Here is a 13,519-nt window from a genome sequence, read left to right on the forward strand (position 1 = left end):
TTAGTAAAGCTCAGGTGTTTTTAAATCTTTCTCTAATATTTCTATATATGCATCATCTTTTATTGAGGTTAACCATGTTTTATAAACTTCTTGAGCTTTGTTAGCAAAAATAGCTTCTAAAGCTTTTTGCTCCTCAAGTTCTTTAACAGCATCATACTCTTTAACCTTTGTATATTTTATAATCATCCAAGTTTTAGGATCTGCTTGGAATGCTTCAGAGAGCTGACCTTTTTTGAGCTCTTCTAATTGAGCAAAAGCTGCTGGCGGTATAACTGGAGGGCTATCTAATCTTGAAACCCATTTAAAATTACCATCAGCATGACTATAATCTTGATTATATTTTTCAGCTACTTTTGAAAATGTTTGACCACTTTGAATAGCAAGCCTAGCTCTATCAAGAGCATCTTTAGCACCTTTCTCAGTCATACCGTTACTTAGTTTTATTTCAATTGCATAAACGTAATATTTTTTTACATTTTTACTTAGTACTGGGGCATGCTCATCTAAATTATCAACATAAATCATTTGTAGAGTATGATTAACAATGAAAGGTTGTGAAACTTGGTGGTTCTTAAGGTTTTTAACATGACTTTTATATATTTCAGGTATTGAGTCAAACTTTACTTGCTCACTTAGTTGACCACCAGAACTTGCATTCGGTGCTTGTGAGAATTGTTTTGTCATCTCAGAAAAACTAATAAGACCTTCATTAACAGCAGTAGCAAGTTTTTTAAATTGAGCTATCTTCTTTTGACGAGCTTTTTTAGAATCAGGTAAGGCCACTATGAAGTTTTTTAGCGTATAAATTTTTATAGGTTGCATTTCCCTATCAAATTCTTTTTGATGCTTTTTGATATATTTTTGTATTTCTTCTGGAGAAACAGATACTTGCTGAGCTATAGCTTGCTTTTGTAGCTGATTTACCATTAGCTGTTTTCTGATTTTATTTTTATAGGTATCAAAAGACATCCCTGCGGCTTCAATGTTTAGCTTTAATGACTCTTCAGAAATTCCGTTTTTAGCTGCTATATCTTTAATAGTACTATCAATTTGAGCATTAGATATTGAAATATTGTTTTGTTGGGCAAGCTGGACTAGTACTGCCTCAGCTATTAAACTTTGGAGAGCCTTTCTTTTTAAATCTAATGAAGCGGGGGTTATATTAGGGTTAATTCCTTGTGAAGCTTGTAGTTTTGCAACTTCTTCATTTAATTCAAAAGAGGTTATAGGCTTGTTGTTTACTATAGCTATTGTTTTATTAATTAGTTGTTTATTATTTGGTGATTGAGTAGGCTGATTAAGAGTTGTGTTGTTTGTTCCTGGTCCAAAGGCATTTTGAAATAGACTCGATGAAATATCACAGTAACCGTTAGTAAAGATAGCTATAGATAGTATGAAGAGAAGTGTTTTTTTCATCATGTACCTTGTCCCCACTCACCAGATTGATAACCATTTATTTGATTAAGTCTTGTAGCTAAGTTGCTTGCACCGGCACCACCAATACCTTTAAGTTCAAATTCTAATACGTAAGTATTAGTAAGTTGGCCTAGCGCTTGAGGGTCGTTAGGGTTATCACTTGTATATGCAGTACCTTGCCATAAAGCTCTAATATCCCAAGATTTAGCATTGTATTGGAAACCAGCAAATACGTTTGCTATTTGGTTTTGCTTAAAATCATAGTTCCATAAAGCGGTAACGCCCCAATGGTTAGTGATATTTAATATTGTTGATAAAGTTATTGTCTCTTGAGATGGTGGTGGAACGCCATCATTTATGTTTTGTTGAGTTATAGAATTCCAGTTTCTATCAATATTGTTAAAAGAAACGTTAAAGATATTTTCATTAGCATCTTTGTATGAAAGTTGGTAAACCTGATAGTCAAATTTCTGTGTTTGTAAACGATAGTTTATTTGTGCTGATAGGTAGATGTTTTTTACTATTTGGAACTCGAAAGAAGACATTATAGGTGAAAATGAGTCGTTAGCATAAGGATCTAGTACAGCAGGATTACAATTAGTATTTCCTTGACATAAACTAACTCTTCTATCAGCAAAATATACCATTTGTCCTATTTTTGCAGATGCAAGAGTACTACCATCAGCTTTATTTGTTGTTGATGCTTCTAGAGCATATGTAAGCTGGTTAGCATTATTAATTCTATCCCATCCTGTAAAGCGGTTAACTTGGAACATTTGTAGATATTGTTCATTTTGTTGTGATGTATCAAATAATGGGATATTTCTTTGGTTTTGATATGGTATATATGTATAGAATAAACGTGGTCTTAGTGTACTTGTATAAGCAGTATCATTAGATGTGAAATCTTTATCAAAATAGGCACTAGCATCTATATTAAATATAGGTAAAGCACTAGTTACAGAACCTTGGCTAAATTTAACAGAATTTGAATCTTTTCTGTTTAGCTGATAATAACGAATAGGTAATGCTAGTGATGGGTCAATATTCCACCAACTACCTTCAAATTTTCCAGCAATCTTAGGAGCTTCAACTGATCTGAAGGCACTAACATTTGTTTTCACAGGTGTACCCTCACCAAGTACTGGATATGGTGATTTGTAGAAGTAAGTATTGAGTGTATCCATACTTACTGTATAGTAGTCTGGAGTATAGTTTTTTGAAGTTATATTAAATTTAACCTCTGGAAGCTTAGCATAAGGAATGTTAGCTAAATCGATATCTGGGTTTACTACACCATAATCTAGTACTGTAACGCCTGAGTCAATATAGTCGTTGTTATAATTTATATCAAACTCTCTATCTAAAAGAGTTTTTGTAACTAAGTTTACATTACCTGCAGAGAAATCATTGTAGTATTGAGAGTCACTGACATACTCGTATTTTAGGTTTGTTGTTATGCCATTATCATAATCACCTATACTTGATAACGTAAATGCACCACGCATTTTTTGATCTTGAAAATCATAAGGTACAATAGACCCTTCAAATTGGTTCTTAGTATACTTAGACATATATCTGAATGTGGCATTTTCCATTATACCTCTTTCTGTCCAATACACTGTATTTAAAAGTAAGTCGTAGTTTGGTGCAAGGTTGAAGTAATATGGTACTGAGAAACCAACACCTGCATTGTCATTTTGAGTAAAGCTAGGCATTAAGAAACCAGATCTTCTTTTATCACCAATAGGGTGGGAGAAATATGGTAGATATATTACAGGAACATCTTCAATTTTAAAGAAACCATTTTTAACATAAACCATTTCTTCTTTAGTGTCTATGTCAATATTTTTACCTGTTATTTTCCATGCATTATCGTAAGGTCCACCAGAAGTAATATAACCATCTGTCAGAATTAGGTTATCAGCATCTTCTTTCTTAAATGTTTTTGCATAACCTCTTAAGTATCCACTAAAATTCTCTTTATTATAAATACGGGTATTAGGAGTCTCACGAGCCATCCTAAAATAAGTCTGTCCAGCACTATAGGTCCCGTCACTTACATTTGTATCTAAATCTGTTGTACGTAAAACTATACCTGTAGATGGTTGTCTTGCAATTACATCTCCAGTCATTACTAGTGATTTAATAGAGCTTTTATCAGCATTGAAATTAACAATAGCATTATTACCATAAAGCTCCTGATCACATTGTAGTACCTCAACATTACCAGAGGCAATTAGTGTTCCATCAGTATCATATTCAGCATTTTCATAAGAAACGTCAGTTCTTTTTGACTTACATAGAGCTTTAGTGAATTGGCTATCATTACTGTAATATCCGCCAACAAAATAATCAGGTTTGTTTACCCAACTTAGATCATCAGCGAGAGCTTTCTCTTTTTGAGCGGCTTTAAGTTCTTTATTAAAAACATTCTTTGGTTTTTCTGCACGTTGACATGACCATTGGCCATCAACGACTTTACACTTCCAGTCTTCTTTAATAGGGTTTTTATCAAGAATACGCGCAGCATGCACTTGAGCTGTACATAAAACAGTACCAAAGCATATAAATAAATACTTGCGAATCCCCTTTAGCATATTTGCCCTTTGATAGCCTTAATTTGTTGAGTTTTTAAAAATAATCATGATATTATATCCACATTTACTAAAATTTTCCATTTTAATTTTTTAAGCATAAATAAAACAAACATATTGGATTACTAAATGAATATAGAAACATATTTGTCTGAAATACTTGCTAAGGCTTTTCAAAAGCTAGGATATAGTGATAGCTTTGCTAAAGTTGTGGTTTCAACTCGTGAAGGAGTTGGACATTTTCAATGTAATGGGGCTATGCCGTTAGCAAAATTTGCAAAAAAACCACCATTTATTATTGCTCAAGATATCATAGATAGTATTGATGATAAGAGTATCTTTGCAAAATTAGAAGTTGCAAAACCTGGATTTATTAATATAACTCTATCAGATGAGTTTTTAGCAAAAATTATAAATGAGTTTTTAAAAGCACAAAATTTTGGAGCTAAAAATACTAATAACTCTAGAAAAATAGTGTTAGATTTTGGCGGGCCGAATGTTGCTAAACCAATGCATGTTGGTCATATAAGATCGGCGCTACTTGGAGATGCTCTACAAAGAATACATCGTTTTTATAATGATGATGTAGTTTCAGATGTTCATCTAGGAGATTGGGGTACTCAGATGGGTATGTTGATTGAAGAGATTAAACAAGAATCTCCTGAGCTAGTTTATTTTGATGAAAATTTTACAGGAGAGTATCCTAAAAAGTCACCTGTTACAGTTAAAGAGCTTGCTGAAATTTATCCAAGAGCATCTAAAAAATGTAAATCAGATATTACTGAAATGGAGAAAGCTAGACAGGCTACTTTTGAATTACAGCAGGGCCGTAAAGGCTATGTAGCTTTATGGAAACATTTCGTTAATATTTCTGTAGAAGCTATTAAGAAAGATTTTGATAGTTTAGATGTAAGCTTTGACTTGTGGTTAGGTGAGAGTGATGCTAATAAGTTCGTTGATCAAATGATAGCTCACTTTAAGGCGGAAAATTTTATTTATGAAGATGAAGGTGCTTGGGTTATTGATACGAACAAAGAGGGAGTTCCTCCGCTTATAGTTGTTAAGCGTGATGGAGGTGTTATGTATGGCACAACAGATCTAGCAACTCTATGGCAACGCAATAAAGATCTTAATCCGGATGAAGTTATTTATGTTGTAGATAAAAGACAGTCTTTACACTTTAAGCAAGTATTTAGTGTTGCTGAGAGAACTAGCGTTGTAAATAGTAGCTGTAAACTTAAGCATGTAGCTTTTGGTACAGTGAATGGTAAAGATGGTAGACCTTTTAAAACACGAGAAGGTGGAGTCATGCATTTGTCTGATCTGATTTCTCAAGCAAAACAATGTGCTAGAGATAGAATGCCTGAAGAAAAAGATGAGCAAGTAATAAATCAAATAGCTATGGCTACAATTAAGTTTGGTGATTTAGTTAATAACTATTCAAATGACTATATTTTTGATTTAGAAAAATTTGCCCAGTATGAAGGTAAAACAGGACCTTATCTTTTATACACAGCAGTAAGAGCTAAATCAATTTTTAGAAAAGTGTTTGGTGAAGACTATTGTATAGAATCTTTAATTAAAGATTATAGAATAACATCTGCACAAAATGAACATGAAGAAAAGCTACAACTTCAGCTTTTACAATTTCCAATTGCGATTGCTAGAGCATACGAAAACTCTCAACCTCACCATATTTGTGAATACGCATATTCTTTAGCAAATAGCTTTAATAAGTTCTATGTGAATTGTCCTATTATGAATCTTGATGATGAAACAGTTAAAAATACACGAGTTGCTTTATGCCTAGCAACTGTAAAAGCAATGACTATAGCTGCTGGTTTATTAGGTATCTCAATCCCTGAGAGAATGTAGTAGATTCTCTATTTTAATTTTAAAATATATAGATTTTATGTAATTTTATAATTTGAATAATATATCCTACTTTTATATGGATTTAGCTTTATTTGGATAAGATAAAGAAGCATTTATAGAATATAAGTTAGATTAAAATCCAGTATTGTCATAAGGCCCTGTGTCTTTGCAATAGTACAGTAAATGGCGTTCAAAAGAACATACTTTCCTATTATTTTGATTATAAGCATTTGTTTTCATGTTAATTATACCTTGACCAGGTCTTGATTTAGAAACTCTGGTACTGATTATCTCTGTGACAGTATTAATGGTATCGCCAACAAATACTGGGTTTTCAAATTCTACATTATACATTCCTAGATTTGCTGAGCCTCTACCTAGGGAATGAGTTGTTAAACCTATAACAGTACTGAGTATAAATATTTCATTAACTTGCGCTTTACCGCCAAGATATTTATCGATATATTCTTTATCTGAATATTGTGGAGATCTTTCTAAATAATGTAGCGAGTTTGATCTTAGCTCTTCGCTAGTAATAGTTTTTCCAGGCCGATCTTCTAGAATCAACCCTGGTTTTATTTCATCAAAAAATAGTCCTGTCGTCTCAATGAAATTTCCTTCTTTATCTTCTCTGAAAAGTGCAAACCCAGGATTATCATCGGTATTAGGCATATCTTTGCTATCTAATGGGTGAAAACCTTCCTTATAAATAGCTAACTTATATTTAAGTTGAGTAACTACATTTTTTTTATCATTTACACCTTGAGTTAGAACAGTAACTATACCACATTCTTTATCACTAGGATGTTCTTTTGTCTCTAAGATCTCTGATTCTGCATATAAAGTATCTCCTTCAAAAACTGGAGAAGTCATTAATACTTCTTCAAAGCTTATTAAATTTTTTTTCTTAGCAAATGTTCTCCATGTCATCCCAATGACTGTTTGTATAGTCATAGTTGTAACACCGAGGCAATGATCTGGCCAAGCTGTTAGCTTTACATAATTTGCATCTATATGAGCCCCACAGATATTTAGAGTATTTAAACTATCATATCTATTATCATCTTGACTAACAGTGACCCCTGGTCTATGTAGTATTTTTTGTCCTTTTTTAAAATATTCAAAAGGAACTCCATGAGCTTCACGGTAACGATTGGTATCTATTTTTATGTATGCAGGGTATATTCCTTTCATTTCTTACTCCTCTCTTGTTGATAAATTTATTATTTTTTGAGCCATTTTTACCATAGGAATATCAATCATCTTTCCATCTACTGAACATGCGTTCCCATTTGACTTACTAAAAATATTAATAATCTCTTTAGCTTTTAATATTTCATCATCTGATGGCATAAAGACTTCTTGTATACCATCTATATGCTTAGGGTGTATACAGAGTTTACCGTTGTATCCTAAAGCTTTTACTTTTCTTGTTTCTTCTATTAAATCATTGTTGTTATGAGCTTTTAAATTAATATATGGGACATCAAGAGCAGATAGATTTGCATTTTTTGCAGCTGCGACTAATCGAGATCTAAAGTATAATAAAGGCTCCCATGTAAAAGATGCCTCTAGTTCCTCAGCAAGATCTCCACCTCCAAAAGCTAAACCAATAAGGTTCTTACTAGATTGAGCTATTTCATCAATATTTCTATAACCTTTTGTTGATTCTATCAACGCTATGTAAAGAGGTGCATTATCTTTAAATAAGCTATCAAGTTGATATAGTGTATTTGCAGATTCAACTTTAGGTAATAATAATATATCTGGAAAAACATTTGCTTCAATAAGAGCTATGACATCTTTAAAACCATGAGTAGTATCTAGACCGTTAATCCTTAAACAATATTTGAAAGAAGTTTTATTTTTAGGTTTATTCTTTAGATATTCTATAGCATTAAGCCTAGCAGAGTCTTTTTCAATTGGCTTTGCAACAGCATCTTCTAAATCAATAATTATACCATTTGCATTAGTCTGTTTAACTTTTTCAAAACGTTCTGGTCTATTACCTGGTGTAAATAATAAGGCTGTTAATAAAATATTCATATTCATATTATTTTCCTTATTTGTGGAATAGTAACTGTTTAGATTTTTCTTCTAGTTCAGCTCTAAATTTAGGATGAGCAATTTTTATTAGTTCTTTCATCCTATCCTCAGTTGATAGGCCAAATAGATTTACACAGCCATACTCAGTAACTACATATTGGACATCCATTCTTGTATCACTTACTACATTTCCGCACAATTGAGGAACTATTTTAGAAATGGTGTCATTTTTTGCTGTGGATCTTGTAGCTATAAATGATTTTCCACCTTTAGAGCGTTGAGCTCCTAATATGAAATCAGTTTGTCCACCAATACCAGAATATTGGGACTGATAGATTTTTTCAGCGTTGATTTGACCAAATAAATCTATTTCTAGAATACTATTAACAGAAATTACATTATCATTTAATCCAATAATATGCGGATCATTAGTGTAATTCGAAGGATAGCCTTCTAAGCTCGGATTATTATGCATAAATTCATAGAAATCTTGATCGCCATATGCGATTGTAAACACATGTCTATTTTTATTTATTGTTTTTCTACTGCCATCAACAGCACCACATTTGATCAAATCAGCCATTCCCATAGAAAATAGTTCACTATGTATACCTAAATGTTTACGATCTTTTAGTTTTTGACATAGTAAGTCAGGTAAGTTCCCCATACCTATTTGTAAACAAGCACCATCTTCGATATGTTCCGCGATATGTGCTACTATTTTCTCATCTATTTCGTCATAGTTACTTTGACGATTAGCAGGAGTTAGAGGTTCATGTCTTTCTATAATTGCATCGACTTCACTTATATGTATTTGTGATTCACCAAAAACACGAGGCATATATTTATTTACTTCAACTATTACTTTCTTTGCACTTTTAATACCTGATATATTTGCATCATTATTTGTTCCACAGCTAAAATAGCCATGCTCATCTATCTCAGAAACAGTAGTTGAAAAAACATCAAAGTTAGCTTCTTCATATACTCTTGGAATTTTACTAAGGTGGCAAGGAATATATTTGAGAACTCTTTTATTTTCTTCTAATCCCTTTTTAATCCAACTTCTTTCTAAAGAGTTAAGGAAAAAACAGTGTACTTTGATTTCATCTAAAGCTTCATAATCTATAGCCTTTTCAAGATGTTCAGGAGTTGACCTTAGATAATATAGGTCGATATTTTCTAGATCTTTATTTTTTACTTTTTTGACCATTTCAGATACTAATCCGATAGGTGCTGAAATCCCCAAGCCAATACCGACTTTACTTCCACTATGAATGAGCTCAACAGCTTTTTCTGGAGTAGTTTTTTTACTATTGTATAATTCTTGAGTTTCCGCACAAAACCTTGATTTCATATTCTATCCCCTATAATTTATGTTTTCTTAGGTTAATATTTGAATTATTTATTGAACGATCGTTTCATTATTGATGATAGCGTATAATTTAAATCAATAGTAATAATTTTATAGCAAACTATTTTGTTATTATTAATTTGAGATTTATCAAATATTGAAGGTATTTATAGTTATGAAAAAAATAAATAAGATAATAATATTATTGTTAATTTTACCAATTATATCTTTTGCAAAAGATATTCCTAGTAAGACAGATCAGTGGGGTAATATTCTTAAATCGAATAATAATTACTCTTCATGGGGCAATAAGACAGGTAATGTTAAAGTTTTTCAACTTAAGTTTGATCCTTCAAAAGAATATCTGATTGAAACATATCCCGTAGGCTATCAAAGCTATAAATATCATATTTTAGCTAGTGAAAAAGGAGCTATAGCTTTTGTTCTTAAAGGGAAAATTAAAGAAGAGTTTTTTGAAGATAAAAACAGTAAAGCAAAAATGTCTCATACTTATAAGAAAGGTGACTTTTTTATTATAGGGAATCATAAGAAATTATTACGTAGAGATACAGTCGTAGGAAATACCGCAGTAGAGTTAGCTGTAGTAAGGTATTAGAGTAAAAGATCATATAAAAAAAATTCTAAAAATTCAAGACTATTTGTAAGCTAAAACTAGTATATAATTTTTATTTAGATACAAAATAGTGGAATTCTTAATGTCCAATTTTTTTAATCAGCCAAAAGCATTTTATACTATATTTATGTTAGAAATATGGGAGCGTTTTGGGTATGGTGCTTTAGTTGCAATACTTGTTGTTTATTTACAAATAGGAGGAATTCACTTAAGTGAGAGTGGAGCTATAGCAACATATGCAGCTTTTGCTGCTTTAGTTTATGCTTTTATTGTTTTAGGTGGCTATATTGGTGATATGATCCTTGGTGCAAAAAGGACAATATTACTTGGTTTGATTATACTTCTTAGTGGTTATGCGCTATTAGTTTTTGAGGATAAAGAATCAACTCTATGGGGCTTATCTTTTATATGCGTGGGTACCGGCTTATTTAAGTCTAATCCAACTAGTTTATTAGCTAAGTGTTATGTAGATAGTGACTCTGGGAAAATTAGTAATGCATTTACTTTATTTTATATGGCGATAAATATTGGCTCGTTATTAGGTATGCTAATGATTCCAACTATAGCAAAAAACTTTGGCTATTCATCCAGTTTTATAGCTATCTCAATGGCTCTTGTTTTAGCAATTATGACATTTGTAAGCTTTGGTTTTACTATGAAAAACATCTATACATATGCTGGTGGTAAAAAGTTAAATTATAAATATTTGTTTTTTGTGATCGTCGGTGTGGCTATTATGATCTATATAGTTAAGTTTTTATTAGCGTATATTTTAATTGCTAAATTAATAGTTGTTCTAACTTTTATATCATCGCTATTCATTTATATATATTTAGCTTTTTTATATAAGAAACAAGGTTATTTTTATAAAATGATGTTAGCTCTAATTTTGATGTGCGAGGCTATGGTATACAAAGTTTCTTATATTCAAATGGCTTCTTCAATAAACTTATTTACCATAAAAAATACAGATCATTCTATTTTAGGTTTAACTATAGCTCCAGAAACCTTCCAGTCATTTAATCCTTTTTGGATATTTGTTTTGAGTCCAATATTGGCTTTTTATTATGTTCGTTCAGAAAATTCTAAATTTGATATAAATGTATATACTAAGTTCTCGATTGGTTTGTTTAGTATAGGTTTTTCTTTTATAGTACTGTATATTTCTCGCTTTAGTGCTGTTGATGGAGTTATTTCTGCATATTGGTTAGTACTTAGTTATGCTCTGCAAGCGCTCGGAGAGCTTTTGATTTCAGCAATAGGTCTATCAATGTTTACTAAGTTAGCACCAGCTAGAGTAAATGGTTTTATGGTAGGTGTTTGGTGGGTATTTTTAGCATTTGCCTCAATACTAGGTGGCATAGTTGCCCAGCTCACAGCTATTGATAAAAAACAAGCTGTAACAATGACTTTAAATACTTCATTAGTAAATTATACAAACTTCTTCTTGTCGATAGGTGTTGTGATAATTATAGTTTCACTCTTGTCATTTAAGCTATCTCCATTTAAAAGAAAGCTTATGAACCAGACAATTTAACAGTGGGTATTAGCTAGTGAAAAAGTAAGCTGAAGTTTGAGATAGTACCGCAACAACTAATACAGCTATCGCAAAAAACATATAAGTTTTGGCTTTTTTACTACTGTGGAACCATTCTTTGAAAAAGAATCCCCAAAAATTTGATGTTAATATGATGAAAACCATAAAGATAGGGTAGGTAATTATTATTCCTAATCCACCAAGTAAAGCGCCAGAGATACTAAAAAATATAATACATTCAAAAAACATAAAAGCCATTGCTATAATAGCTATCTTTTCTGTAATAAAACTTTTAAATAAGAATTTATTATCTTTTTGAGGTAAGAGTTTTTTCTCTTTATTGTATTTATATTTAAAATAGAGAATATTGGGAATAAATGCGCCTAAAAAGATTATCACCCAAGGCATATTGCTTCTTGTTAGGAGTGACAAACTATTAAGATTTGGATTCTTCATAAAGAAGCTTACACCATAATTAAATACAAAAGCTTGTGTCATTGATCCAATACCTGCAGTAATACAGCATGTTATACCGATGATAAAGCTACTACTCTTCTTATCAAGAGTAGCTCCAATATCTCTATCGCGTATTCTAGCTGCTATAGTTACAAGTGTCACACCTATTATAAATAAGATAAAGCTTAATATTATTATTATTCCAAAAGGAGTGAGTAACTTAGATGGGTTTAGGATGATTAGTGGTAGAATTGATCCACCAGCTGTAGCCAGTCCAATATTTATACCAAAGGTTATTGATATTCCAACATGTTTGAAAGCAACAAGGCAACAAATCATCCCAGCGCCCCAAATAAAACCTCCAATAAAAAGTATAAGTAAGACATCTATAGATATATATTTATAATATACAACAAAGTCACTACAAAAAATAAATAATGTTAGAATTGGTATGATTACATATGCCCAATAGGAGAAATGAAACCAAACTTGGTTTTTGGATGTATTGTTTATTAGTTTAGATGGGACCGCAAAGCTACCATTTAAGGCACCTCCAATTAGTGCTAATAAAATAGCGAAAGAAAGTAACATTAGTTATACTCCCCATAAAATTTTCTGCCTTCTTTTGCTATAAGGCTGGCTCCATAAAGGGCAGTATCATAATCAAAATCAGATATTTTTAATTCTGGAGGTGAAACTATTTTAAGGTCATCACTCATCACTTTTTTAGCTTCTTTAAGTAGGACGTCTTTTTGCTTTGTAATTACACCACCACCAAAAACAATAATCTCAGGAGATAGGATACAGGCTATATTTCTTAGTCCTTGACCTAGGTTATATCCTACTTCTTTCCACTCATCTATAGATAGCTCTGCAGCCGGCTTATCGTATATTTTAGAAATGCCTGTACCAGAGACAATAGCAGATAAACAGTTTCTGGCACCACATGCACATTTAATACGCTCTGGGTGGCTACATTTGTATTCTATACTTTGGTGAGCAATTTCTGGATGAGAAAGTCCTCTATAAACTAAGCCGTTAATTAAAAAACCGCCGCCCATGCCAGTGCTAAGTGTTATATATAAGAAAGTTTTTTGATTATAACTTTTCAAATAATATTCAGATAATGCAGCTACATTAGTATCAATATCAAAATAAAAAGGGCAATTATACTTATCTTCAATAATTTTTTTTAAAGGTACATCTCTCCACATTGGCTGATGTAATGGAGAAACAGTTCCTTTGCTAACATCTAAAGGTCCTCCTATAGCCGCACCAATTCCTAGTATCTGAGAGCCTTGGCTAACTTCCTCAATCATCTCAAATAACATATCTAAGCCATTTGTTAACTCATAGGGAGTATCTCTTCTTGTACGTTTAAGCTCTTCACCATTTTTATTTACACTATGAACTAAAGTCTTTGTCCCACCAATGTCTAAACCAATATATATAGCCAAATTCTTTTCCTTAGTTTAAAATCATAAAAATTATACTATATAAAAATATTAGGCTCTGTGCACAAAAATAAATTTTCATCGAAGCCAAATAAAAGTACAAGCTAATTTAATCATACCTAGATATGCTGAAATAGTTTTATCAAACCT

The 13,519-nt window shown here is 31.7% G+C and carries 10 protein-coding genes; 3 read left to right on the forward strand and 7 right to left on the reverse strand.

Translation table 11 applies throughout. The features are described 5' to 3' along the window. Both F3D62_RS01920 and F3D62_RS01925 read right to left on the reverse strand, forming a co-directional pair. Positions 1 to 1,416, reverse strand: coding sequence for a SurA N-terminal domain-containing protein (locus tag F3D62_RS01920; RefSeq protein ID WP_150466570.1), 1,416 nt, complete (start codon positions 1,414 to 1,416; stop codon positions 1 to 3). Continuing rightward, positions 1,416 to 4,016, reverse strand: a complete 2,601-nt coding sequence (locus F3D62_RS01925) for an LPS-assembly protein LptD (RefSeq protein WP_150466571.1) — start codon at positions 4,014 to 4,016, stop codon at positions 1,416 to 1,418. The genes F3D62_RS01920 and F3D62_RS01925 overlap by 1 nt, the downstream gene beginning before the upstream one ends. A 126-nt stretch (positions 4,017 to 4,142) precedes the next feature. Between F3D62_RS01925 and argS the strand changes: the two genes are divergently transcribed. Continuing rightward, positions 4,143 to 5,888 carry an arginine--tRNA ligase gene (argS, locus tag F3D62_RS01930; protein ID WP_150466572.1) on the forward strand — a complete coding sequence of 582 codons (1,746 nt, stop codon included), beginning with the start codon at positions 4,143 to 4,145 and terminating at the stop codon, positions 5,886 to 5,888. Between the two features lie 132 nt (positions 5,889 to 6,020). Here argS and F3D62_RS01935 read toward each other — a convergent pair whose 3' ends face one another. Genes F3D62_RS01935 through F3D62_RS01945 form a run of 3 tightly spaced genes read right to left on the reverse strand, consistent with a single transcriptional unit; the run spans position 6,021 to position 9,291 of the window. After that, positions 6,021 to 7,082 carry a MaoC family dehydratase gene (locus tag F3D62_RS01935; RefSeq protein WP_150466573.1) on the reverse strand — a complete coding sequence of 354 codons (1,062 nt, stop codon included), beginning with the start codon at positions 7,080 to 7,082 and terminating at the stop codon, positions 6,021 to 6,023. A 3-nt stretch (positions 7,083 to 7,085) separates the two neighbouring features. Next, complete coding sequence (locus F3D62_RS01940) at positions 7,086 to 7,940, reverse strand: HpcH/HpaI aldolase/citrate lyase family protein (protein ID WP_150466574.1); 855 nt, start codon at positions 7,938 to 7,940, stop codon at positions 7,086 to 7,088. Positions 7,941 to 7,950: 10 nt separating this feature from the next. Next, positions 7,951 to 9,291 (reverse strand): acetyl-CoA hydrolase/transferase family protein, encoded by a 1,341-nt coding sequence (locus tag F3D62_RS01945; RefSeq protein ID WP_150466575.1) that lies wholly within the window; start codon positions 9,289 to 9,291, stop codon positions 7,951 to 7,953. A gap of 172 nt (positions 9,292 to 9,463) precedes the next feature. On the opposite strand from F3D62_RS01945, the gene F3D62_RS01950 reads away from it, so the two are divergent. Both F3D62_RS01950 and F3D62_RS01955 read left to right on the forward strand, forming a co-directional pair. Further along, a complete protein-coding gene (locus F3D62_RS01950) occupies positions 9,464 to 9,904 on the forward strand; it encodes a hypothetical protein (RefSeq protein WP_150466576.1) in 441 nt (146 codons plus the stop codon). Between the two features lie 100 nt (positions 9,905 to 10,004). Continuing rightward, a complete protein-coding gene (locus F3D62_RS01955) occupies positions 10,005 to 11,459 on the forward strand; it encodes a peptide MFS transporter (protein ID WP_150466577.1) in 1,455 nt (484 codons plus the stop codon). Positions 11,460 to 11,468: 9 nt separating this feature from the next. Here the strand turns inward: F3D62_RS01955 and F3D62_RS01960 are convergent, their stop codons facing one another. Together F3D62_RS01960 and F3D62_RS01965 are read right to left on the reverse strand one after the other, a co-directional pair. After that, the gene (locus tag F3D62_RS01960; protein ID WP_150466578.1) at positions 11,469 to 12,506 is read right to left on the reverse strand and encodes an L-rhamnose/proton symporter RhaT; all 1,038 of its coding nucleotides are present in this window, start codon (positions 12,504 to 12,506) and stop codon (positions 11,469 to 11,471) included. Then, a complete protein-coding gene (locus tag F3D62_RS01965; protein ID WP_150466579.1) occupies positions 12,506 to 13,372 on the reverse strand; it encodes an ROK family protein in 867 nt (288 codons plus the stop codon). Before F3D62_RS01965 ends, F3D62_RS01960 begins: the two co-directional genes overlap by 1 nt. Between the last annotated feature and the right edge of the window lie 147 nt (positions 13,373 to 13,519).

The sequence above is a fragment of the Francisella sp. SYW-9 genome, assembly GCF_008711465.1.
Lineage (GTDB): Bacteria > Pseudomonadota > Gammaproteobacteria > Francisellales > Francisellaceae > Francisella.